The 22,455-nt window shown below is 68.2% G+C and carries 18 protein-coding genes and 2 pseudogenes; 11 read left to right on the forward strand and 9 right to left on the reverse strand.

Annotation, left to right across the window (positions count from 1 at the left end; translation table 11 throughout):
* Positions 1-132 precede the first annotated feature (132 nt).
* The gene (locus B7D75_RS14605) at positions 133-1,809 is read left to right on the forward strand and encodes a hypothetical protein (RefSeq protein WP_058134831.1); all 1,677 of its coding nucleotides are present in this window, start codon (positions 133-135) and stop codon (positions 1,807-1,809) included.
* Between the two features lie 558 nt (positions 1,810-2,367).
* On the opposite strand, the gene B7D75_RS14610 is transcribed toward B7D75_RS14605, so the two are convergent.
* Together B7D75_RS14610 and B7D75_RS14615 are read right to left on the reverse strand one after the other, a co-directional pair.
* Entirely contained in the window at positions 2,368-3,180 is an 813-nt protein-coding gene (locus B7D75_RS14610; protein ID WP_012075975.1) for a nitrilase family protein, read from the reverse strand.
* The gene (locus B7D75_RS14615; protein WP_053817273.1) at positions 3,180-4,610 is read right to left on the reverse strand and encodes a purine-cytosine permease family protein; all 1,431 of its coding nucleotides are present in this window, start codon (positions 4,608-4,610) and stop codon (positions 3,180-3,182) included. The genes B7D75_RS14610 and B7D75_RS14615 overlap by 1 nt, the downstream gene beginning before the upstream one ends.
* 260 nt (positions 4,611-4,870) lie before the next feature.
* Between B7D75_RS14615 and B7D75_RS14620 the strand changes: the two genes are divergently transcribed.
* Together B7D75_RS14620 and B7D75_RS14625 are read left to right on the forward strand one after the other, a co-directional pair.
* Entirely contained in the window at positions 4,871-5,041 is a 171-nt protein-coding gene (locus B7D75_RS14620; protein ID WP_012075978.1) for a con-10 family general stress protein, read from the forward strand.
* A gap of 26 nt (positions 5,042-5,067) precedes the next feature.
* Positions 5,068-5,697 carry a DUF2238 domain-containing protein gene (locus B7D75_RS14625; protein WP_012075979.1) on the forward strand — a complete coding sequence of 210 codons (630 nt, stop codon included), beginning with the start codon at positions 5,068-5,070 and terminating at the stop codon, positions 5,695-5,697.
* On the opposite strand, the gene B7D75_RS14630 is transcribed toward B7D75_RS14625, so the two are convergent.
* From B7D75_RS14630 to B7D75_RS30085, 3 genes are all read right to left on the reverse strand, one after another.
* A complete protein-coding gene (locus B7D75_RS14630; RefSeq protein WP_058175312.1) occupies positions 5,662-8,238 on the reverse strand; it encodes a bifunctional diguanylate cyclase/phosphodiesterase in 2,577 nt (858 codons plus the stop codon). The genes B7D75_RS14625 and B7D75_RS14630 overlap by 36 nt on opposite strands.
* A 153-nt stretch (positions 8,239-8,391) precedes the next feature.
* The gene (gene fusA, locus B7D75_RS14635; RefSeq protein WP_034080526.1) at positions 8,392-10,500 is read right to left on the reverse strand and encodes an elongation factor G; all 2,109 of its coding nucleotides are present in this window, start codon (positions 10,498-10,500) and stop codon (positions 8,392-8,394) included.
* A 119-nt stretch (positions 10,501-10,619) separates the two neighbouring features.
* On the reverse strand, positions 10,620-10,829 hold the full coding sequence (locus tag B7D75_RS30085; protein WP_071533823.1) for a tautomerase family protein: 210 nt from the start codon (positions 10,827-10,829) through the stop codon (positions 10,620-10,622).
* A gap of 173 nt (positions 10,830-11,002) precedes the next feature.
* Here B7D75_RS30085 and B7D75_RS14645 point away from each other — a divergent pair, with 173 nt between their 5' ends.
* From B7D75_RS14645 to B7D75_RS14670, 6 genes are all read left to right on the forward strand, one after another.
* Positions 11,003-12,727 carry a carbamoyltransferase family protein gene (locus tag B7D75_RS14645; protein WP_034080528.1) on the forward strand — a complete coding sequence of 575 codons (1,725 nt, stop codon included), beginning with the start codon at positions 11,003-11,005 and terminating at the stop codon, positions 12,725-12,727.
* Between the two features lie 43 nt (positions 12,728-12,770).
* Positions 12,771-13,931 carry an MFS transporter gene (locus B7D75_RS14650; protein WP_012075986.1) on the forward strand — a complete coding sequence of 387 codons (1,161 nt, stop codon included), beginning with the start codon at positions 12,771-12,773 and terminating at the stop codon, positions 13,929-13,931.
* A gap of 1 nt (position 13,932) precedes the next feature.
* Positions 13,933-14,604: an HAD family hydrolase gene (locus B7D75_RS14655; RefSeq protein ID WP_053817275.1), complete on the forward strand. Its 672-nt coding sequence runs from the start codon at positions 13,933-13,935 to the stop codon at positions 14,602-14,604.
* Positions 14,601-15,239 (forward strand): YdcF family protein, encoded by a 639-nt coding sequence (locus B7D75_RS14660; RefSeq protein WP_012075988.1) that lies wholly within the window; start codon positions 14,601-14,603, stop codon positions 15,237-15,239. Before B7D75_RS14655 ends, B7D75_RS14660 begins: the two co-directional genes overlap by 4 nt.
* A 145-nt stretch (positions 15,240-15,384) precedes the next feature.
* Positions 15,385-17,208, forward strand: coding sequence for a copper resistance system multicopper oxidase (locus tag B7D75_RS14665; protein ID WP_053817276.1), 1,824 nt, complete (start codon positions 15,385-15,387; stop codon positions 17,206-17,208).
* On the forward strand, positions 17,205-18,296 hold the full coding sequence (locus tag B7D75_RS14670; RefSeq protein WP_053814006.1) for a copper resistance protein B: 1,092 nt from the start codon (positions 17,205-17,207) through the stop codon (positions 18,294-18,296). The genes B7D75_RS14665 and B7D75_RS14670 overlap by 4 nt, the downstream gene beginning before the upstream one ends.
* Positions 18,297-18,315: 19 nt before the next feature.
* Here the strand turns inward: B7D75_RS14670 and B7D75_RS14675 are convergent, their stop codons facing one another.
* The 3 genes and pseudogenes from B7D75_RS14675 to cynR form a co-directional block, all read right to left on the reverse strand.
* A complete protein-coding gene (locus tag B7D75_RS14675; RefSeq protein ID WP_107114159.1) occupies positions 18,316-19,539 on the reverse strand; it encodes a DUF2235 domain-containing protein in 1,224 nt (407 codons plus the stop codon).
* A gap of 184 nt (positions 19,540-19,723) precedes the next feature.
* A pseudogene (locus B7D75_RS30090) lies at positions 19,724-19,864 on the reverse strand (hypothetical protein); the annotation flags it as partial.
* 90 nt (positions 19,865-19,954) lie between these two features.
* Positions 19,955-20,842, reverse strand: coding sequence for a transcriptional regulator CynR (cynR, locus tag B7D75_RS14685; RefSeq protein ID WP_053817283.1), 888 nt, complete (start codon positions 20,840-20,842; stop codon positions 19,955-19,957).
* 109 nt (positions 20,843-20,951) lie between these two features.
* On the opposite strand from cynR, the gene cynT reads away from it, so the two are divergent.
* Together cynT and cynS are read left to right on the forward strand one after the other, a co-directional pair.
* Positions 20,952-21,614, forward strand: coding sequence for a carbonic anhydrase CynT (gene cynT, locus B7D75_RS14690; protein WP_107114673.1), 663 nt, complete (start codon positions 20,952-20,954; stop codon positions 21,612-21,614).
* A gap of 38 nt (positions 21,615-21,652) precedes the next feature.
* A complete protein-coding gene (gene cynS / locus B7D75_RS14695; RefSeq protein WP_034080532.1) occupies positions 21,653-22,123 on the forward strand; it encodes a cyanase in 471 nt (156 codons plus the stop codon).
* A 35-nt stretch (positions 22,124-22,158) separates the two neighbouring features.
* Here the strand turns inward: cynS and B7D75_RS30095 are convergent.
* Positions 22,159-22,401 (reverse strand): annotated as a pseudogene (locus B7D75_RS30095) (HAD family hydrolase); the annotation flags it as partial.
* Positions 22,402-22,455 lie beyond the last annotated feature (54 nt).

Below are 22,455 nucleotides of genomic sequence, written 5' to 3' on the forward strand. Positions count from 1 at the left end.
CGCCGCGCGGCTGCGCCAATACCTTTAAGACTTTTCCTACCTTCCAATAGGAGTCGTCCAAGTTACCTGACCCGGTGCGCCCGGTACCCTCGCTGGCTAACTCTACCAGCACCAACGGGATCTCCAGGGCTTATGCTTCTTCGAACCATCAGTGTGGAAACGGCCGACCAGACGGAACTGAATGCTGCCTTGCTGTGCGGCTTCGCCATCCCCGACAGCGAGCGCAATTTCATCGCCTACAGCCTGAACGAGCAGCTCGACGAGGTGAACTCGCGCGTCTACATCGCCTCGCTGTACAAGACCGAGGGCGGTTTCCGTCCCGGCCGGATCGACGACGGCCCGGCCTGCGAAGCAGCCATCCAGGTGTTCCGCCAGATCGTTCGCGAGGCCGCCACCGGCAACCGCCGGGCCAATGACCTGGCCTACCACCTGCTCGACCTGCAGGAAGCGGAGATCGCCCCGGCGCGGCGGGACGACCACCGCTCCCTTGCCCTCAACCACGACTGGGTCATGCAACTGGTCACCTTCCAGCCGCCCGCGGGCTACGGCCCGGCCCTCGATGGCGAGGAGCCCTGCGAGGAAGTACCGCCGCTGGTTTGCGAAGAAGCGCACACCGAGGGTCCCGCTGCCGCGGTCATCGAAACCGGTGACGGCTCCGAGCCCGAGCCTGAACCCGCCGATGTGGTCAGCCCTGCCGCGGGCGAGCGCTCCGACGAACCTGAGGCAACCGAAGAGCGGAGCGTCGCCGGAACCGGGCACGACCACCTGGAGAGCGAAACCGATACGGCCGAGGCGCCTGCCGAGGCATGTCCCGATACCGAGCACGAGCACGCCGGGCTGCCGCAAGCCGATGCGATCGGCGCCTTCGTCGACAACGCCAGCCACCTCCGCGAAGAACTGGCCGGCCTGGCGCAGATGCTCAGCCCGGAACCGCTGCCGGACGCCGAACCGCCCCACGCCACCCCCGACACTCCCGAGGAACCCTCCATGACCCCGAGCCCCTCCCCCCTCGCAAGTCCCGAACGGTCCCCGGAGCCGACTTCGGCCAGGGTGCCGAACCTGTCGCTGCGCCTGCAGGTTCCTTCCGCACGCCCGCTCGGCGTCGGCAGCGAGGCCATCGCCGACTCGCCCCAGCCCCCCGTTTCCAGCCGCCAACCCGAGGATGAACCACACGTGGACACGGATACCACGCTCAATATCGGCACCGATACCGATCATCTGCTGCAGGATGTCCAGGGCACCCTCGCCGATCTCGCCGGCATGGCCCAGCAGCTGAGCCAGCAGAAACAGGAAGCGCTCAAGCAGCAGGAGTCCCTGGAATCGCGCAAGGCCCAGTTGCACGAGCGGGAACGCCTGTTGCAGGAGAAGGAAAAGCAGCTGAAGCAATGGCACAAGCGCCTGCAGGACGACCGCCAGGCGCTGGAGCAGGAAACCGAGCAGAGCAGTCGCCTCCTGGCCGAACGCAGCGCCGCCCTGCAGCAGCTGGCGGAAAGCGTCGAGGCGCGCGAGCGCAGCAGCGCCCGTCGCGCCGAGGTGCTGCAGGTCGAGCAGGAACGCATCGAAGAACAGCGCAACCAGCAGAATCTGCGCCAGGCCGAGCTGGAAAAGCGCGAGGCCGGCGTGCAGCAACGCAGCCTGGAACTCGCCGAACGCTACAAGAAGCTGGAAAGCGCCCGCGAGAAGCTGGCGCAGATCGTCAAGGGCTTCAACGAGACCGTGCAGTTCAACACCACCCTGCACGCCATCAGCAATACCGCGTTGAACACCCCGCAGGCGCGCCAGGAAGAAAGCACCGCCGAACTGGAGTGAAACTCGCTCGCCCAAGGGGCGCTGCGCCGTCTGGCGCCGCGCCCCTTTTTCATAGCGCCATCCCGCCCCGCCATCGGGCGACTCCAATACCGCGCCAGATCATGCCGGCAGGGCGAATAAAGGCTCGACGCAGCTAATCGGCCGCGCGGCGCCCCGCATTTCGCTGCCGAACAGTTCCACGCCGGAGCGCCACATGACATGGTCCGCTAGCATGCCACGGCGCTACCCTGAAATTCTCCGGAGCGTTCTGCGCAGCCGCGCATCGACCGGGATGACCTGGATACGCCTGGACCGCCAATGCCCGCGGGCCACGCCAAGCCTCGCGCAACACGTGCACCCGCCGGTGACGCCGGGCGCGGCGGGCATGGAGAAGCGCTTCGTCTACGGAAGACGGAATGGTCGTGGCGCTCCGCCAGGTAGCCGACACAAGCCGGAAAACACACACGGCAACGCCTGGACCGAGGTCGTCGCCAACCTTGAGGCGCATGTACGATGCGCCAACTTTTGTCGGCGACCCGTTCCTGGCACACCTGACGCGCATGGCTGCCGCCATGGGTCTCAATACAGCTGCGGGCGGCGATCGCGGTGCACGTGGTTGTGCCGGCTGATGCGCTTCTCGTCTGCCTCGGCGAGATCGAGACTGGCCAGCAGCATGCCCTCCTCGCCCACCAGTGGCCCGGCCAGCGGGTAGCCGTCGGCGTCGACGATCACCGAGCCGCCGACCCAGTCCACCCCGCGCTCCTGCCCGCAACGGTCGCAGGCGGCGATGAACATCCGGTTGACCGAGGCGTTGGCTTGGACCCTGACCACCTCCGCTGGCCGCTCGCCCAGCGGGCGCGGCGCCGCCGGCCAGTTCACCGGTGCGCAGAGCAGTTGCGCACCGGACAACGCCGGCAGGCGTACCCACTCGGGAAACTCCAGGTCGTAGCAGACCATTACCGCGATCCGTCCGAAGCGAGTGGCGACGATCGGTGGCGACTGGTCGCCGGCCTCGAAGATAGCGCCCTCCTCGTTCCACAGGTGGGCCTTGCGGTAGAGCGCGCGCACGCCGTCGGCGTCGACCAGGGCGGCGCTGTTGGCTACCCGGCCTTCGTCCAGGCGCTCGCAGAAACCGCCGACCACCACCAGGTCGAGTTCGCCGGCCAGCGCGCTCCACAGCGCCAGGCTCGGCCCTTCGCGGGTTTCCGCCAGGGCCAGGGCCTCTCTGCGATCGGCGAAGACATAACCACTGGTGGCCAGTTCAGGCAGCACCACGACATTCGCGCCGCGTCGCGCGGCCTCGCGGATCGCCTGTTCGACCAGGCGCAGGTTGAATTCGTGCTCGCCGATGCGCGGCGCGATCTGGCAGCAGGCGACGGTGACCCTGGACATCAGACGCGCCCCTCTTCCAGCGCCCGGTCGCTGAGCGCGGCGACCCGTCGCTCGGCTTCCAGGTCCAGCGCCCGGCACATGAAGGCATAGACCGCGCCGGCCACCAGCAGGCCGACCACGAAGGCCACGTCGGCGCCGCCCAGCGCGGTGGCGAAGGGTCCGCTGTAGAAGCTCAGGGACATGAACGGGATCATCGCCAGCAGCCCGGCCAGGTAGGCGGTCAGCCCCGGGCGGCCCCAATGGCCATAGATTCCCTGGGGATTGAATATCTCGCTGATCGCGTAATGACCGTTGCGCACGAAGTAGAAGTCGACCAGGTTGACCGCGGTCCAGGGCACCAGGAAGTACAGCATCAGCAGGACGAAGGTGTTGAAGCTGCCCAGGTAGCTTTCCGGGATCGACAAGGCTACGCCGAACACCACCAGGGCGATCACGCCGATGCCGGTGACACGCAGGTTGAGGGTCGGGCTGACCTTGCGGAAGGCGTCGATGGCGCTGAGGCTGGTGAGCATCGCGCCGTAGCAGTTGACCGCCATGATCCCCACCAGGGCCGGGACGGCGATCAGCACGGTGAAGGTGCCGAAGCCGGGGAACAGCCGGTTGCCCACCTCGCGCACGCTGCCGATGGCATCCGGCGCCGGCAGCGCCGAGGCGAGGAACGCGCCGAGGGACATCAGCCAGAGCGCCGAGCCGGCAGCGCCCAGGTAGGTCCAGAAGATCACCTTGCGGGTCGGCGTCTCGTGCGGCAGGTAGCGCGAATAGTCGGAAACGTACACCGCGTAGCTGATCTGGTAGCCGGCGGCGGCCGACAGCTGCACCAGGAACGCGCTCCAGGAGAAGGCCGGGGTGCCGCCCAGCGCCGCGTCCGCCTCCAGGCTGCGCAGGGCGCTGACGGTGAGCACGCCGAACACCGCGATCATCACGTAGGTCAGCCAGCGCTGCACGGTATGCAGCAGGTCGTGGCCGACGATCGCCAGCAGCACCGCCACGCCGATCAGCAGCACGTACCAGGGCGCGCGGTGGCCGGGCAGCACGGTGTTGATCGCGTCGGTGGCGAGGATCACGTTGAATACGTTGAAGCCGATGTAGACGAACACCACCGCGGCGAACGGCACGATGGCGCCGCGCAGGCCGAACTGGGCGCGCGACTGGATCATCTGCGGCAGGCCCATGCGCGGGCCCTGGTTGGCATGGAAGGCCATGAAGAAGGTGCCGAAGCAGACCCCGAGGACGATCGCCAGGATCGAGTACAGCGCCCCCAGGCCGAGGGCCGGGCCGGTGAAGCCGGTGACCATGGTGGTGAGCACGAAATTGCCGGTGAACCAGAACGGTGCCTGGTGCCAGACCTTGCCGTGGCGCTCGTGGCGGGGAACGTAATCGATCGAGCGGACCTCGATCTTCGGGCGTGACGCCTCGTTGTTATTGCTCATGCGGCTTCCTCGTCATTCTTGTTATCGCTCGCCGGACGCAGGCATTCCGGTCGGCGCCCCTGGCCCGAAGCCATGGGAACGGCCGAGTGTCGGCAAGCGGAGGCAGGAAGTGAATCGGTCAGGTCAAAAAATTACTTCAGCTTTTTCTGAACTAACCGCAGGCGTCCCCTGAACCAACCGCCCCGTCCGTTCGGCAGCGGAAATGAACGCGCGCTCGCCGCGGACCTCCCAATCCATGCATACCACGAGGAGGACCGCACATGAGCAGCCATCGCAACGACAAGCACCATTTCGCCGACGATCCGCAAAAGGTCTCGGAGGCCGGCCGCAAAGGTTCCCGACATGCCGGCGGCAATGTCGAGGCCGATACCAACCGTGCCGAACGAGCGCGCAAGGGCGGCCAGCACAGCCACGGCGGCAACCGTCCCTGAACCGCAGCAACTGAGCCGGAGCCGGTATGCGCGGCGCCGCCGACTCCGCCGAACGCCGCATGCTGCTGGCGGGGTTCCTGCTGGTCTTCGCCCTGCTCGGGCTGGCCCCCCACGAACGCGGCGACTGGCTGCTGGAGAATCTGCTGGTCGCCGCGCTCGGCCTCGGCCTGTACTGCGTCCGTGGCTGGTTCCGTCCGTCGCTGGCGGCATGCCGGCGATTGTTCCTGTTCCTGCTGGTCCACGAGATCGGCGCCCACTACACCTATTCCCGGGTGCCCTACGACCAGGCCTGGGAATGGCTGACCGGCGCCTCGCTGGACGCCGCCCTCGGCTGGCGGCGCAACCAGTTCGACCGCCTGGCCCATGCGCTCTATGGGTTGCTTCTGGTGCTGCCGTTCCGCGAACTGATCGAACGCCTCGGCGTGCGGCGGCCGCTCGCCGGCGCCCTGGCGGTGGACCTGGTGCTGTCGACCTCGGCGCTCTACGAACTGATCGAGTGGCTGGGTGGCGAGTACCTCGGCGGGGCCCGTTCCGCGGCGTTCGTCGGCGCCCAGGAGGACCCCTGGGACGCGCAGAAGGACATGGCCCTGGCATTCGCCGGCGCCCTGCTGGCCAGCCTGCTAGCCATGGCCGGTGCGCGCTGGCGGCGGCGCTAGCGCCGTTTCGCTTCGCAGCAGCGCCTGCAGGCGCTGCCCGTCCACCGGTCGGCTGAGGAGGAAGCCTTGCAGCTCGTGGCATTTCTCGTCGCGCAGGATGCGCATCTGCCCTTCGGTCTCCACGCCTTCGGCGGTCACCCGCAGGTTCAACGCGTTGCCCAGGTTGATGATGGCCTGGACGATCGAACGGTCGCGGCCGGTCTTCTCCATGTTGGCGATGAAGCGCTTGTCGATCTTGATGCTGTCGAAGGGATAGGTGCGCAGGTAGCCGAGCGACGAATAGCCGGTACCGAAGTCATCCATGTTCAGGCGCACGCCCAGTTCCTTGAGGGCGGTCATGGTCCGCAGGGCGCCGTCGACATCGTTGAGCATGACGTTCTCCGTCACTTCCAGTTCGAGCCGGCGCGCGTCCAGGTGCGCCAGGCGCAACGCCTCGCGCACCTGCCAGACGATGTCGCCGCTGATGAACTGCGCCGGCGACACGTTCACCGAGACCATCACCTCGCCCGGCCAGCTGGCCGCGCTGGAGCAGGCCTGGCGCAGCACCCAGTTGCCGATCTGCACGATCAGGTCGCTTTCCTCGGCCAGGCCGATGAATTCATCGGGGCCGATCATGCCGCGTCGTGGGTGGTGCCAGCGGATCAGCGCCTCGGCCGAGGCGATGCTGCCCTCCTCCGTCCGATAGCGCGGCTGGTAGTAGAGTTCGAACTCGCCGCGCTGCAGCGCGGCGCGCAGCTCAGCTTCGCGCTGCTTCTTCTCGGCAAGGTGGAAATCCATCGCCTCCGAGTAGAAGCGCCAGGTATTGCGCCCCGCCGCCTTGGCCTCGTACATCGCCACGTCGGCGCAGCGCAGCAGCGCCCGCGGGTCGTCGCCGTGCTCGCTGGCCAGGGCCACGCCAATGCTGGCGCCGACATGGAAGACATGCTCGTCGTGGAGGATTTCGCGATTGATCACCTCGATCAGCCGTATGCAGAACTTCTCGACCTCCAGCCTCGACGTCACGTGCACGCTGACCACCACGAACTCGTCGCCGCCGAGCCGGGCGACCATGTCCAGGTCGCGGGTCGAGGCGCGCAACCGCTCGGCGATCGCATGCAGCACCGCATCGCCGGCGGGGTGGCCGTACTGGTCGTTGATCGGCTTGAAGCGGTCGAGATCGAGCATCAGCACCGCCAGCGGCGACTTGCCGGCCTTCTCCGCCAGCAGGCGTTCGAGGAAGCCGAACAGCTTGTTGCGGTTGGGCAGCCCGGTCAGCGCATCGTGCTGTGACAGGTGCTGGATCTTCGCGTGGGCCTCGACCTCGTCGGTGATGTCGGCGACCGTGCCGCGATAGCCGTCGCCCGCGCCGTTGCGGATTGCGGTGGCGGTCAGCTTGCCGATGCGCGCCTGGCCCAGTTCGTCGCGGAAGCTGCAGACCAGGCTGGATGGCGTGCCGACATCGGGCAGCCCTTCCAGCCACTTGACGATGTTCACCGTGTCGCTGCCCAGCAACTCGTCCAGGCGCCGGCCGATCCATGCCGCCGGCTGGTAGCCGGTGACCTCGCGAAAACGCGTGGAGAGATAGGTGAAGACGAAACGCGCGTCGACCTCCCAGATCCAGTCCGAGGCCGCTTCGGCTATCGACTTGAAACGCTCCTCGCTGGCCTGCAGGGCCTGGTTGCTGCGCTTCAGCACCTTTTGCTGGCGGTCCACCGCGCGAGCGTTGAGCAGGGCGCTACGGCTCAACCAGAACAGCAGGCCGGCGGCGACCACGAAGATTCCCAGCAGCGGCAACGCGGTTTCCCGCAGCATCGCGCTGCCCGGGCGCGACGACACCCAGGCCAGGCGATGGGGAGTGCCTTCCAGGGCGAGGCTTTCCTTGTCGCCCGCCGCGCCGCCGGTCAGCAGGTGCAGGTTGGCGATGCCGTAGTCGCCACCGAGCTTGGCCAGCTTTTCCGGGGTCAGTCGGTCGAGGAAGACCAGCACCGAGGCCTTGGCCAGGTCGATGGGCGCATGATCGCTGGTGGGCTTGATCGCCGAGGCGACCAGGATCGCCGGTGCGCCGCCGAAGTCGACGTAGCGGCTGATCGCCGCTTCGTCCAGCGCGGCTTGGCGGGCGGCGCGGAGGATGTCCCCGGTATCGGCGTTCAGCGCCTCGGCCAGCGAGCGCTCGGACAGCTCGCCCTCGAGCATGGCGTAGCCAGTGCCACGGTCGTCGATGACGAAGACTCCGTCGTAGCCGTTGGTGGTGTAGAGCACCGAGCCGAGGTTGTTCTTGGAGAAGGCCCAGTCCACGTCGACCTGGCTGCCCAGATAGACGTAGGCGTCGGTCCAGAAGGAATAGGTGGTGGAGAACTGTTCGGAATTTTCCCGGCGGTTCTGCAGCGCCTTTTCCACGTAGAAATGGCTCTGCTCGATGGCGATGCCGTCCTGCTGCCTGGCGATGTGCAGGATCGCCCAGCCGCATGCACCAAGGGCGAGGAAAAGGGCGGCCAGGAACAGAAGGAGATGCTTGGAGACCTGGGAAACTGCGGTGCCGCTGGCAATCGCTGAAGCAAGCATCGATTCGCCATCCTTGTGGGTGCGGGCCTGGATGACTGTCTTATAGTTAAGCATCCGGGGGGCGTCAAAGACACCGGTTGGCAAGCGCATCGGCGCCTTGAGCGTCGATCCCCAGGCGAAGCGCGCCCCGCCGCGAGAGGCGCGCTTCGGACCTCAGCGGCCTTGCCTGGCGACGATCGCCTCGGCGACGCTGGCCGGCACCTCGGCGTAGCGGACGAACTCCATCGAGTAGCTGGCCCGGCCCTGGGACATCGAGCGCACGTCGGTGGCGTAGCCGAACATCTCGCCCAGCGGCACCTCGGCGCGGATCACCTTGCCCGCCGGGGTGTCCTCCATGCCCTGGATCAGGCCACGGCGGCGGTTGAGGTCGCCCATCACGTCGCCCATGTAGTCCTCGGGCGTCACCACCTCGACTTTCATCACCGGCTCCAGCAGCACCGCGCCGCCCTTCTGCGAGAGCTGCTTGGTGGCCATCGAGGCGGCGATCTTGAAGGCCATCTCGCTGGAGTCGACGTCATGGTAGGAGCCGTCGTACACCGTCGCCTTCAGGCCGAGCAGCGGGTAGCCGGCCAGCACGCCGTTCTGCATCTGGTCCTCGATGCCCTTCTGGATCGCCGGGATGAATTCGCGCGGGATCACCCCGCCGACCACCTCGTTGTGGAATTCCAGGCCCTCCTGGCCTTCGTCGGCCGGGGCGAAGCGGATCCAGCAATGGCCGAACTGGCCGCGCCCGCCGGACTGGCGGACGAACTTGCCCTCGATCTCGCAGGTGTTGCGGATCGTCTCGCGATAGGCCACCTGCGGCTTGCCGATGTTGGCCTCGACGCCGAACTCGCGACGCATGCGGTCGACGATGATATCCAGGTGCAGTTCGCCCATCCCGGAAATGATCGTCTGCGCGGTCTCCTCGTCGGTCTTCACGCGGAACGACGGATCTTCCTGGGCCAGCTTGCTCAGGGCGATGCCCATCTTTTCCTGGTCGGCCTTGGTCTTCGGCTCCACCGCCACCGAGATCACCGGGTCGGGGAAGTCCATCCGCTCGAGGATGATCGGCTTGTCGATGGCGCACAGGGTGTCGCCGGTGGTCACGTCCTTCATGCCGATCAGCGCGGCGATGTCGCCGGCGCGCACCTCCTTGATCTCTTCGCGCTGGTTGGCGTGCATCTGCACCATCCGGCCAACGCGCTCCTTCTTGCGCTTCACCGAATTGAGCACCGCGTCGCCGGACGTCAGCACCCCGGAATACACGCGGGCGAAGGTCAGGGTGCCGACGAAGGGGTCGGTGGCGATCTTGAACGCCAGCGCCGAGAACGGCTCGCTGTCGTCCGCATGGCGCTCGTCGTGCTTCTCTTCATCGTCAGGGTCGGTGCCCTTGATCGCCGGGATTTCCGAAGGCGCCGGCAGGTAGTCGATCACCGCGTCGAGCACCAGCGGCACGCCCTTGTTCTTGAACGAGGAACCGAGCACCGCAGGCACGATCTGGTTGGCGAGGGTCCGCTGGCGCAGCCCGGCCTTGATTTCCTCGACGCTCAGTTCCTCGCCTTCGAGGTACTTGTTCATCAGCTCGTCGTTGGCCTCGGCGGCGGCCTCGACCATGTGCGCCCGCCACTCCTCGGCCAGCGCGCGCAGCTCCGCCGGGATCTCTTCCTCGCGGTAGCTGGTGCCCTGGTCGTCGTCGTTCCAGTAGATGGCCTTCATCTTCACCAGGTCGACCTGGCCGCTGAAGTTCTCCTCCGCGCCGATCGCCAGCTGGATCGGCACCGGGGTATGCCCCAGGCGCTGCTTGATCTGCGCCACCACACGGAGAAAGTCGGCACCCTGGCGATCCATCTTGTTCACGTAGGCCAGGCGCGGCACGTGGTATTTGTTGGCCTGCCGCCAGACCGTCTCGGACTGCGGCTCGACGCCGTCGGCGCCGCTGAACACCACCACCGCCCCGTCGAGCACGCGCAGCGAGCGTTCCACCTCGATGGTGAAGTCGACGTGGCCGGGGGTATCGATGATGTTGAAGCGATAGCGGTGCGGAAACTGCTTGGTCGAGCCCTGCCAGAAGGCGGTGGTCGCCGCCGAGGTGATGGTGATGCCGCGTTCCTGCTCCTGCACCATCCAGTCCATGGTCGCCGCGCCGTCGTGGACCTCGCCCATCTTGTGGTTGACGCCGGTGTAGAAGAGGATCCGCTCGGTCGTCGTGGTCTTGCCGGCGTCGACGTGGGCGACGATGCCGATGTTGCGGTAGAGCTCGATGGGTGTGCTGCGAGCCATGATCTGCCCCTTGGGTGCTGCCCTGGATGATGGGAACGACTGTTGAAAATGTAGCTGAAGAAAAAACGCCGCAACGCCTGTCGCGGCGCCTGTTTTCGACCTCGCTCGCCAGCGGCGGTTCAGGAAGTCCGGGGTGCCTGGCGGCGCCGCAAGGCGCTTACGCTTTCGCCGGCCACGCCCCTGTTGTCGGTGTCGACCTCGTCGATCACCACGAAGATGCTCGCCGGCGGTTTGTCCAGGACCTTCCGCAGCGGATCGGTGGCTTGAGGTTGGCTGCAGGGCGATCGAAGCGATTGCCGGCATGTGCCGCGCCGTCGCCACGGACGCATCCGGCCCGGCCGCGGCGAGCCCCGGCCTAGCCCGCCGACGCCTGTCCAGCTGCCAGATCCGGTAGCCCTGGCAGATTTCACAGGCGACCAGATCTGGCAGGTTGTTGGGCCCGCGGCGCCATGCAACCTATTACGCCTCTCGCCACCCACCCGTTCGCGCAAGAGGACACTGCATGATCATTCTCGGCATCACCAACAACGACCTCGCCGGCGCCTGTCTGGTCCGCGACGGCCGGATCGTCGCCGCCGCCAGCGAGGAACGCTTCACCCGCCAGAAGGACCACAAGACCTGGCCGGGCCGCTCCATCGACTACGTGCTCGGCGAGGCCGGCGTGGAGCTGGCCGCCGTCGACCGCGTCGCTTATGGCTGGAATGCCGGGTTCGACGCCGACCGCCATCTGGACCTCTATCTCGACCGGGTCCTCGAGGAAGCCCGCGAACGCCCCGAAGGCCTGGCACACCTGCGCAAGCGCATCGCCGACGAACTGGCCAACGACAAGGCCAAGCGCGGCGAGTTCGATGCCTTCATCCGCGCCAACGGCCTGCGCGGCAAGGTCGAGTACATCGACCATCATGAATGCCACGCCCTCGGCGCGTTCGTCTGCTCGCCGTTCGACCAGGCGCTGACCCTCACCTGCGACGGCCGCGGCGACTTCCAGTCGCTGACCGTCACCCACTACCGCGCCGACGGCGGCGAGGCGGTCCTGCAGCGCGAGACCAGCATCGACAGCCTGGGCTATTTCTACGGACGCATCACCCGCCTGCTCGGCTTCAAGCCGAACCGCCACGAAGGCAAGATCACCGGCCTGGCCGCCTTCGGCGACGCGCAAAGACTGTTGCCGCTGATGAACGACATGATCCGCCTGGAAAACGGCCGCCTGCGCGCCCGCTGCGGCGAGCTGTACCTGCCCTCCTACGACGGCTACAGCGACCCGCTGCTGCAACGCTGCGCGGCGGAGCGCCCGGCCGACGTCGCCGCCGCCGCGCAGCGGCATTCCGAAGACCTGCTGGTGGCGATCGCCCGCGAACACGTGGCGCGCACCGGCTGCGCCAACCTGTGCCTGGCCGGCGGGGTGTTCGGCAATGTCAAGCTGAACCAGCGCCTGCGCGAGATCCCCGGGGTCCGCGATGTCTACGTGCTGCCCTGCATGGGCGACGGCGGCCTGGCCCTGGCCGCCGCGGTGGCGGTTGCCTACCGCGAGCAGGGCACGCGCTTCCCGGCGCCGAGCATGGCCCTCGGCCCGGACGCGCGCAGCGCCGCGCAGAATGCCGAGCTGATCGCCAGCCAGTACCCGCGCCTGGCCTACAGCCGGCCGGCCAACCTGATCGAGACGCTGGTCGAGGCACTGCGGGAAAACCAGGTGCTGGGCATGTTCAAGGGCCGCATGGAGTTCGGTCCGCGCGCGCTCTGCAACCGCAGCATCGTCTATCACGCCGGCGACACCACGGCCAACGACTGGCTCAACGAACGCATGGAGCGCACCGAGTTCATGCCGTTCGCCCCGGTCACCGCGGTGGAGCACGCCGAGGCCTGCTACGTCGGTTGGCGCGAAGACCAGGTAGCGGCCGACTACATGACCATGACCTACGACTGCCATGCGGATTTCCGCGAGCGCTGCCCGGCGGTGGTCCATGTCGACGGCACCGCGCGGCCACAGATCATCCGTCCGCAGGCCGATCCGTTCATGCATGCCTTGCTGCATGCCTGGCATGCCCGCAGCGGCCAGCCGGCGCTGATCAATACGTCCTTCAACCGCCACGAGGAACCGATCGTCTGCGCCCCGCAGGACGCCCTCGGCGCGCTGGAGGACGGCATGGTCGACCTGGTGGTGCTCGGCGAATCCCTGCTGGTCTGGCGCAAGGGCGAGAACGCCTTCGCCAGGGCGCGCTTCGAGTGAGCCGCGGGCAGGAGCGCAACGGCACGGCGGCGCGGGGACCGGCATGTACCTGATCTTCTCCGGCTACTTCGCCGCCGAGGGGCTGATCTACCCGTTCTGGCCGACCTGGCTGGCCAGCCTCGGCTTCGGCGCCAGCCAGATCGGCCTGCTGATCGCCGCGGCCTACTGGCCGCAGGTGATCGCCGGGGTGGCACTGACCTACGTCGCCGACTGGCGCATCGACCAATTGCGCCTGGCGACCCTGCTGGCGGCCCTGGCGGGAGCCTGCGCCCTGCTGTTCCAGCTGGCCGAGGGCCTGCCGCTGTTCATCGCCCTGAGCGTGCTCTACGGCGCGTTCTGGACCAGTGTGCTGCCGCTCACCGAGTCCTACCTGCTCAAGCGCGACAAGGCGGCCCTGCACAACTACGGACGGGTACGCGCGGTCGGTTCGCTGGCCTTCATTCTCACCGCTACCCTCGGTGGCCTGCTGCTCGGTCGTTTCGGCCAGCAGCTGGTGCCGCTCCTGGTCGGCCTGACGATGCTGCTCACCGCGCTGGCCTGCCTCCTCCTCCGCCGCGGCGTACGCCGCCCGGACGCGACGGCGCCAAGCGCCAGGCGCCATCCCGACCTGCGCGCGATCTTCCGGCAGCGCCCGCTGCTACTGGCCATCGGCGCGGCCGGAATGATCCAGCTGAGCCACTCGCTGTACTTCACCACCGCCTCGCTGGGCTGGCTCGAACGGGGCTATTCGTCGTTCTCGGTCGGCGCCTTCTGGGGCCTGGCGGTGATCGCCGAGATCAGCTTCTTCGCCATCTCCAACCGGATCCTGGACCGCCATCCGGCGCTCCGCGTGATGCTCTTCTCCAGCCTCTGCGCGGCGCTGCGCTGGAGCCTGCTGGCCGGCAGCGAGCACCTCGCGGCGATCCTTCTCGGCCAGTGCCTGCATGCCCTCAGCTTCGCCGCCTACCACGCCGCGGTGATGCGCTACATCCGCGACCACGCGCCGGAAAGCGCGCGGGTACTGACCCAGGGAATCTACTACTCTCTGGCGGTGGCCCTGCCCATGGGGCTCGCCAGCCCGGCCGCCGGCTGGCTGTACGAACGCCTGCCGCAGTGGTCCTACCTGATCATGGCGGCGTTCGCCCTGGGCGGCGGCGTCCTCGTCTGGCTTGCCCTACAGAGTGCCCGAGATGCATCGACTGGAATTTTCAGCCGTCCTGTTTGACATGGACGGCGTCCTGATCCGCTCCCGAGAGGCCATCGCCAGCGCCTGGGGTAGCGTCGCCCGCGAACAGGGCGTGGCGCTGGATGCGGACTGCCTGCGCGACCACGTGCACGGCCGCCCGGGCGGCTACACCCTGGACTACCTGTTCGGCCACCTGCCGCCGGAGCGCCGCCGAGCCCTCAAGCAGCAGGTCGATACCCTGGAGGAACGCGCCGATTGCCCGCTGCTGCCCGGGGTCGCCGATTTCCTCCGCCAGTTGCGCAGGCTGGACGTGCCGCTGGCGCTGGTCACCAGCAGCTGGCCGGCGCGCATCGAGCACGTGCTGCGCCAGCACGACCTGCAGACGGCGTTCCGCACCCTGGTCAGCCGCGACGACGTCGCTCATGGCAAGCCGGCGCCGGATGGCTATCGCCTGGCTGCCGCAAGGCTAGGGCTGCCGGCGGCGCGCTGCCTGGTGTTCGAAGACTCCCTCAGCGGCGTGCAGGCCGCCTGTGCCGCCGGCGCGGCCTGCGTGGCGATCGGCGACGAAGCCGGGCTGCTCGACGCCGGCGCGCGTTGGTCGGCCCGGGACTTCCGCGAGCTGCGGATCGCCCGCGCGGAGCAGGCGCTGTATTGCCTGCGCCGGCAACCCGCCGCACCGGCCGGCAGCCAGAGGAGCGTTGGCGTCCCATGAGTCCGACCCTGCAAGACGCGCTCCTGCTCTGGGACTTCCTTGGCCAGGGGCGCTGCCACGTGCCCTGCGAACTGCTGGTGGTCTGCGGCTCCTACGACCTGCGGGTCTGCGACCACGCCTGCGACCTGCTCGAGCGTGGCCTCGCCGAACGCCTGCTGTTCACCGGCAATACCGGGCACTGGACGCGCCATCTCTGGGTCGAGCCGGAAGCCGAACTGTTCGCCCGCCACGCCAGGGCGCGCGGGGTAAGCGACAGCCTCGTGGTGATCGAGCCGCGGGCGACCAACTTCGCCGAGAACATCGCCTTCGCCCGCGAGCTGTTTCCCGACCTGCGCCGCGCGACCTTCGTCACCAAGCCCAACTCGATCCGCCGCGTGGCGCTGACCCTGCCGGTCCGCTGGCCGGGGCTGGAAGGTCACGTCGACGCGCCCGACTACCGCTTCCCCGAGGGCATCTCGAACCTGGTCGGGGTGCTCGGGGTGATCGACGAGATGGTCGGCGACCTCGACCGGATCCTGCGCTATCCGGCGCTCGGTTTCCAGGTCGCCTGCCCGGTCCCGGCGCAGGTCATGGAGGCCTGGGAGCGCCTGGTGGCGCGCGGTTTCGACCGCCACCTGGTACCCCTCCCGCGCTAGCTGACAGGACTGTAATCTTCCCCACAGCTTGTCGACAGCCGCGCATCGCTAGGGTGTCCGCATCGCCGCACCGCCCAGGCGGGCCGCGACATTCCGGCCGCGCAGGTTCGCGCGGCCATCCTGCCACCTGCGTGGAAACCAGCGGATGCACACGACTTCGCGACGCACCTTCGTCAAAGGCCTCGCCGCCACCGGCCTGCTCGGCGGCCTCGGGCTCTGGCGCGCCCCGGCCTGGGCCCTGGCCGGGCGCGGCCAGCAGAACCTGCTCGCCGGGGACAGCTTCGACCTGTTCATCGGCGAAACCCCGGTGAACCTCAGCGGTTCGCCAGCCACCGCCATGACCATCAACGGCTCGTTGCCCGGCCCCACCCTGCGCTGGCGCGAGGGCGATACTGTGACCCTGCGGGTACGCAACCGTCTCGCCGAAGACACCTCGATCCACTGGCACGGCATCATCCTGCCGGCCAACATGGACGGCGTGCCGGGCCTCAGCTTCGAAGGCATCGCCCCCGGCGGCCTCTACGAGTACCGATTCAAGGTCCAGCAGAACGGCACCTACTGGTACCACAGCCATTCCGGGTTGCAGGAACAGGCCGGCGTCTACGGTGCCCTGGTGATCGACGCCCGCGAACCCGAACCGTTCAGCTACGACCGCGACTATGTGGTGCTGCTCAGCGACTGGTCGGACGAGAAACCGCAGCGCATCCTCGCCAAGCTGAAGAAACAGTCCGACTACTACAACTTCCACAAGCGTACCGTCGGCGACTTCATCGACGACGTCAGCGCCAACGGCTGGGCCGCGACCCTGGCCGACCGCAAGATGTGGGCCGAGATGAAGATGAGCCCCACCGATCTCGCCGACGTCAGCGGCTATACCTATACCTACCTGCTCAACGGCCAGGCTCCGGACGGCAACTGGACCGGCCTGTTCCGCCGTGGCGAGAAGCTGCGCCTGCGCTTCGTCAACGCTTCGGCGATGAGCTACTTCGACGTGCGCATCCCCGGCCTGAAGATGACCGTGGTCGCCGCCGACGGGCAGTACATCGAACCGGTCAGCGTCGACGAGTTCCGCATCGCCGTGGCCGAGACCTACGACGTGATCGTCGAGCCGGGCGACGCTCAGGCCTACACCCTCTTCGCCCAGTCCATGGATCGCAGCGGCTACGCCCGCGGCACCCTGGCCGTGGCCGAGGGTCTCAGCGCGCCGGTGCCGAGCCCCGATCCGCGGCCGCTTATCGGCATGGACGACATGGGCATGGGCGGCATGGACCACGGCGCCATGGGACATGGCGCGGCGGCGAAGCCCTCCACCGGGATGGACCATTCGAAAAAGCCCGGCATGCACATGAACGGCATGGACCACTCGAAGATGGCCGGCATGCACATGAATGGCATGGATCATTCGAAGATGGCCGGCATGGGTGACATGCCGATGCAGTCCCACCCGGCCTCGGAGGATGGCAATCCGCTGGTGGACATGCAGACCATGACGCCGGCGCCGAAGCTCGCCGACCCCGGCCTCGGCCTCCGTGACAATGGCCGCCGGGTGCTGACCTACGCCGACCTGCGCAGCCGCTTCGCCGATCCCGACGGCCGCGAGCCGGGGCGCACCATCGAACTGCACCTGACCGGGCACATGGAGAAATTCGCCTGGTCCTTCAACGGCATCAAGTTTTCCGACGCCGAGCCGTTGCGCCTGACCTACGGCGAGCGCCTGCGGATCACCCTGGTCAACGACACCATGATGACCCACCCCATCCACCTGCACGGCATGTGGAGCGACCTGGAGGATGAACAGGGCAACTTCCTGGTGCGCAAGCACACCATCGACATGCCGCCGGGCACCCGCCGCAGCTATCGCGTCACTGCCGACGCCCTGGGCCGCTGGGCCTATCACTGCCACCTGCTGTTCCACATGGAGATGGGCATGTTCCGCGAAGTCCGGGTGGACGAAGGAGACAACGCATGAGCCGCCAGACGAAACCCGCCCGCCTGGCCGGCGGCGCCCTTGCCCTGGGCCTGCTGCTGGGCCTGCCGACTCTCGTCGAAGCCGCGCAGGACGGCGGCATGGATCATTCCGGGATGAACCACGGGGCGATGCCCGGCATGGACCATGGCAGCCCACCATCCACTGCGCCGTCCACGACGAAGCCCGCGGGCCACCAGGGCATGGACCACTCCGGGATGAACCACGGGGCGATGCCCGGCATGGATCATGGCAGCCCACCATCCGCTGCGCCGTCCACGACGAAGCCCGCGGACCATCAGGGCATGGACCACTCCGGCATGAACCATGACGCGATGCCCGGCATGCGGCGGGCGCCGGCGCAGGCCGCGACGCGCGAGAGTCGCACGCCGATCCCGGTCCTGACCGACGCCGACCGCCGCGCCGCCTTCCCTCCGCTGGAGGGCCACAAGATACACGACAGCGCGCTGAACAGCTTCTTCCTGCTCGACCAGCTGGAGTACCAGGACGCCGACGACGGCAGCGCCCTGGCCTGGGACGCCAGCGGCTGGATCGGCGGCGACATCAATCGCCTGTGGCTGCGCAGCGAAGGCGAGCGGCTCAACGGCAAGACCGAGGATGCCGAACTCCAGGCTCTGTTCGGGCATGCCATCGGTCCCTGGTGGGACCTGGTCGCCGGCGTGCGCCAGGACTTCAAGCCCGGCTCGCCGCAGACCTGGGCGGCATTCGGCGTGCAGGGCCTGGCGCTCTACGACTTCGAGGCGGAAGTCACCGCGTTCCTCGGCGAGAACGGCCAGAGCGCACTGCGTCTGGAGGGCGAGTACGACATCCTGCTGACCAACCGGCTGATCCTCCAGCCCAGCGCCGAGATCAACCTGTACGGCAGGAACGATCCAACCCGTGGCATCGGCTCGGGCCTGGCCGACAGCGAGGTCGGCCTGCGCCTGCGCTACGAGATCCGCCGGGAATTCGCGCCCTACATCGGGGTGACCTGGAACCGCTCCTACGGCAACACCGCCGACCTGGCCCGCGCCGAGGGCGAGGACGACGACGAGGCGCGCTTCGTCGCCGGCATCCGCATGTGGTTCTGAACGCGCCGCTGGCCAGGCGCTAGCGGTAGCCGTCGAGCGACGGCGAGTCGTCGACCAGGTCGCAGCGTTCCAGCGGCGGCAGGTTGCATGGCCGGTAGTCGGGGCACAGTTCCATCCGCCGCTGCACCGAACGGTGCAGCTTGACCCGGGTCTCCCGGCCGACCGGCTCCAGCGGCCGCGAGCGTGGCCGGCCACGCGACCAGCGCCAGGCGCGGTCGCCGCTGCGGCGGTCCCAGACCAGCAGCGGCAGCCATTCGGCCAGGCGCCAGGGCCGGGTCATCACCGGCAGGATCGGCGCGCTCGGGTCCGGCCCCTGCTTCGAACGCGCGCGCAACTGGTCGCGGCTGCGCGCCGGGTCGACGTGCAGACCAGCCTCCAGCGCCTCGCCGAGCATCCAGGTGAAGGCCACCAGGGCCAGCCGAGAATCCTTCGGCGCGTAGCCGCCGCCGACGTCCGAGTGCATGCCGGGGAACCACACCTGCAGCACGTCGGACTTTCGGTCCTTCTCGCCGAACCAGAGGTTCTGCCGGAAAAAGCAGCGGCATTCGTCGATGGCCAGGGCCTGGCGGACCACGTCGACCATCTCGTTGTTCGAGGAGTACGGCACGGTCAGCGGGTCGTAGACCCAGCCCACCGAGGTGACGGTGTCGAACAGGCCGAGGAAGTGCACCTTCACCTGCCGGCCGAAGACCTTGCGGAAACGTCCCAGCAGTCCGAAGTCCGGACCGCGCCGGCGCTTGCCGGCCTGCTTGTCTTCGTCGCGCGGCGGCATCCGCGTGGTCAGCAGGGTCCAGGCATAGTCGAAGAGATGCGGCTGGTGCGCGTCGATCAGCCCCACCGCGCGCAGCATCGCGGCCAGCACCCGCACCGCGTAGGCGCCGCGGGAAAAACCGAAGAGGAAGATCTGGTCGCCCGGCCGGTAGTGCTCGGCGAGGAAGCGGTAGGCGCCCTCGACATTGCGCTTGAGCCCCCAGCCGAAGGCCAGGCCGGCGATCCGCGAGGGAAACTTCTGCCACTCGAACAAGGTTTCCTTCAGGCCGAAGGTACCGACACCCTGGTCGTAGTAGGTCAGCACCTTGCGCGGATCGCGTGACAGTGAGCGGTACAGGCGCACCACGTTGGTCGGCTGGTCGCCGAAGCGGTTCGAGGTGCCGTCGATGCAGACCACCAGCTGGCGCGGCGCGTCGTCGTCCGGAGCGCCACCCGGGGGCGGCAGGGCGGAATCGGGAGAGAGATCGTCCATTGGTTTCACGCAGGCGAAGCCTGACTTCCGTCGGCGGTGGATGGGGATGGCGACGCATGATACCCAACCTGTGCAGTCAGCCAAGGGGGCGGAAAGGATGGACAGGTAAGGCAGTGGGACGAACGATCGCCTCGCGGTTATCCGCCGGCCCTGGTTGGCCCGCTCCATCAACCTGCGCCGGTTGCGCCGACGTGCTGGAGACCGCCAGGCTGGCTTCGAGGACCCGGGGGGTGAAGGCCGGGTGGTCGAAGGCCAGGCTCAGGGCATGCGCGATGGGCGCCTTGGCGCACGGCCCGACGTACAACGCGCCGATCCCCTTGGGACCGACGCGGGCGATGCTGGTCGCTGGTGTCGCTCGTTGCGCTCGATCTCGGCCTGCTGGTGGCGCGGGCCAGAGCCCGGCCGCGGCTGAGCCTCAGGCGTCGCCCAGTTCGGCGCCGCATTCCACGGCCAGGGCCTGGAACGCCAGGCGCGCAGCCCCGGCATGACTGCCCTGGCGCCAGAGCAGCGCCACCTGGCGGGTCGGCAACGGCGGGCACAGCGCCACGCAACGCAATCCCGACTGCTGGCGCGCCACGGCTTCGGGCAGGATGCTCGCCAGGCGGCCACGGCGGACCACATCGACGATGGCGCTGATCGAGTTCGCCTCCAGCGCCACCCGCGCCTTCACACCCTGCTCGCGCAGATAGCCGTCGATATGCCGGCGGGTGGCGAAGTCGCCCCGCAACAGCGCCAGCGGCCGCTCGGCCAGCTCCTCAGCGGCCAGCGGCACCTGCTCCGCCGGCTGCCCATCGCCGAGCACCAGGCCAAGGCGCTCCAGGTACAGCGGCTGGCTGTCGATCTCCACCGAACCCGGCTCGCTGAAGGCGATGCCCAGGTCCAGGCGATCGTCGATCAGCGCCGCCTCCAGGGCATCCTGGGGCAACTCCTCCAGGCTCAGTTCGATACCCGGGTAGCGCTGGTTGAACGGATCCACCAGGGCGCCGACCAGATAGCAGGTGAAGGTCGGCGTCATGCCCAGGCGCAGGCGTCCGCGACTCAGATCGCCGACCTCGTGCAGCGCCCGCCGCGCCGCTTCCAGCTCGCGCAGGGCGCGGCGCGCGTGCGTCAGGTACAGCTCGCCGGCATCGGTGGGACGCACGCTCCTGCCGGAGCGGTCGAGCAGCTGCGCCCCCAGTTGTTCCTCCAGCTGTCGGACCTGCTGCGACAGGGTCGGTTGCGATACGTGCAGCGCCTCGGCGGCGCGGGTGAAGTTGCGGTGTTCGGCGACGGCGAGCAGGTAGCGCAGGTGACGGAGCAGCATGGGGAAGACCATAGGCAGAACCAATAGTTGGAATAATAAACCAGTCTTTGACCCTATGATCGGTTCCGCGCATCCTGGCGCCACGATCCACGGCCAGGAGCCCAGCGCCATGCGCGACATCATCGACGGCTTTCTCAGGTTCCAGCGCGATGCCTACCCGGCGCGCTCGCAACTGTTCAAGTCCCTCGCCACCCGCCAGGCGCCCAAGGCGCTGTTCATCGCCTGCTCGGACAGCCGGGTGGTCCCCGAGCTGCTTACCCAGCGCGAGCCCGGCGAACTCTTCGTGATCCGCAACGCCGGCAACATCGTTCCCGGCTACGGCCAGCAACCGGGCGGGGTCAGCGCCTCGGTGGAGTACGCGGTGGCGGTGCTCGGGGTCGCCGATATCGTGGTCTGCGGCCACTCCGACTGCGGCGCGATGGGTGCCATCGCCTCCTGCGCCTGCCTCGACCACCTGCCGGCGGTGGCCGGCTGGCTACGTCACGCCGAGGCGGCGCGGGCGATGAACAGCGCCCATGAGCATTCCAGCGACGCGGCGCGGCTGGACGCCCTGGTGCGGCACAACGTGATCGCCCAGCTGGCCAACCTGCGCACCCACCCCAGCGTCGCCCGCGCCCTGGAACAGGGCCGGCTGAACCTGCACGGCTGGGTCTATGACATCGAGAGCGGCCGCATCGACGCCCTCGATGGCGCCAGCCGGCGCTTCGTCTCCCTCGCCGAGCATCCCGGGGTGCGCGCCGTCGGCGGCGAACCCGGGCTAGCGGTCGCCTGAATCCCTTCCTTCACAGCAACCCGCAAGGAGCGTCACCCATGCAACACAGCCAACTGTCCCCCAACGCCCGCCAGCAACTGGCCGAGACCGTGGTCCTGAACAAGGCACGCCTGGGCCTGTCCTGGCAGGACCTGGCCGACGGCACCGGCCTCGCCCTGACCTTCGTCACCGCCGCCCTGCTCGGCCAGCACGCGCTGCCCGAGGCCGCCGCGCGCAAGGTCGCCGGCCAGCTCGGCCTGGACGACGACGCGGTGCTCCTGCTGCAAACCATCCCGCTACGCGGCAGCATCCCCGGCGGCATCCCCACCGACCCGACGATCTACCGCTTCTACGAGATGCTGCAGGTATACGGCAGCACCCTGAAGGCTCTGGTCCACGAACAGTTCGGCGACGGCATCATCAGCGCGATCAACTTCAAGCTGGATATCCAGAAGGTCGAGGATCCCGAAGGCGGTTCGCGGGCGGTGATCACCCTCGACGGCAAATACCTGCCGACCAAGCCTTTCTGAACCGCCGCGCCGCCCGGCTGGCAGTCGGGCGGCGCTCAGGCCAGGCACGCGCGGATCCGCTCCAGGCAGGCGACGCTGCCGTCGTAGTGTTCGGCGACGATGCCCAGCGTCCGCGCCGACTCCACGTTGGGCAGGTGGTCATCGATGAACAGGGTCGTCGCCGCCTCCACCCCGGCCTGCTCCAGCGCGCTGCTGCGCCTCGAACCGCGGGCGTCGGGACGGCATGCGAAACCCCGAACGGCGTGAGGGAACAAGCCGCGGAAATCTCGCCACAAACCAGGATATCAAATGGATCCAACCTGATTTCCTGTTCTCCGCTATACCTCCAGGGC

Origin of the sequence: Pseudomonas paraeruginosa, assembly GCF_003025345.2 — a bacterium.
GTDB lineage: Bacteria > Pseudomonadota > Gammaproteobacteria > Pseudomonadales > Pseudomonadaceae > Pseudomonas > Pseudomonas paraeruginosa.

Coding starts and splice junctions, on each gene's coding strand:
- B7D75_RS14670 (WP_053814006.1), top strand. CDS start 17,205: ATGAGCCGCCAGACGAAACCCGCCCGCCTGGCCGGCGGCGCCCTTGCC.
- B7D75_RS14665 (WP_053817276.1), top strand. CDS start 15,385: ATGCACACGACTTCGCGACGCACCTTCGTCAAAGGCCTCGCCGCCACC.
- B7D75_RS14625 (WP_012075979.1), top strand. CDS start 5,068: ATGCGCGGCGCCGCCGACTCCGCCGAACGCCGCATGCTGCTGGCGGGG.
- B7D75_RS14615 (WP_053817273.1), bottom strand. CDS start 4,610: ATGAGCAATAACAACGAGGCGTCACGCCCGAAGATCGAGGTCCGCTCG.
- B7D75_RS14650 (WP_012075986.1), top strand. CDS start 12,771: ATGTACCTGATCTTCTCCGGCTACTTCGCCGCCGAGGGGCTGATCTAC.
- B7D75_RS14605 (WP_058134831.1), top strand. CDS start 133: ATGCTTCTTCGAACCATCAGTGTGGAAACGGCCGACCAGACGGAACTG.
- B7D75_RS14630 (WP_058175312.1), bottom strand. CDS start 8,238: ATGCTTGCTTCAGCGATTGCCAGCGGCACCGCAGTTTCCCAGGTCTCC.
- fusA (WP_034080526.1), bottom strand. CDS start 10,500: ATGGCTCGCAGCACACCCATCGAGCTCTACCGCAACATCGGCATCGTC.
- B7D75_RS14655 (WP_053817275.1), top strand. CDS start 13,933: ATGGACGGCGTCCTGATCCGCTCCCGAGAGGCCATCGCCAGCGCCTGG.
- cynT (WP_107114673.1), top strand. CDS start 20,952: ATGCGCGACATCATCGACGGCTTTCTCAGGTTCCAGCGCGATGCCTAC.
- B7D75_RS14645 (WP_034080528.1), top strand. CDS start 11,003: ATGATCATTCTCGGCATCACCAACAACGACCTCGCCGGCGCCTGTCTG.
- B7D75_RS14610 (WP_012075975.1), bottom strand. CDS start 3,180: ATGTCCAGGGTCACCGTCGCCTGCTGCCAGATCGCGCCGCGCATCGGC.
- B7D75_RS30085 (WP_071533823.1), bottom strand. CDS start 10,829: ATGCGTCCGTGGCGACGGCGCGGCACATGCCGGCAATCGCTTCGATCG.
- B7D75_RS14660 (WP_012075988.1), top strand. CDS start 14,601: ATGAGTCCGACCCTGCAAGACGCGCTCCTGCTCTGGGACTTCCTTGGC.
- B7D75_RS14675 (WP_107114159.1), bottom strand. CDS start 19,539: ATGGACGATCTCTCTCCCGATTCCGCCCTGCCGCCCCCGGGTGGCGCT.
- cynS (WP_034080532.1), top strand. CDS start 21,653: ATGCAACACAGCCAACTGTCCCCCAACGCCCGCCAGCAACTGGCCGAG.
- B7D75_RS14620 (WP_012075978.1), top strand. CDS start 4,871: ATGAGCAGCCATCGCAACGACAAGCACCATTTCGCCGACGATCCGCAA.
- cynR (WP_053817283.1), bottom strand. CDS start 20,842: ATGCTGCTCCGTCACCTGCGCTACCTGCTCGCCGTCGCCGAACACCGC.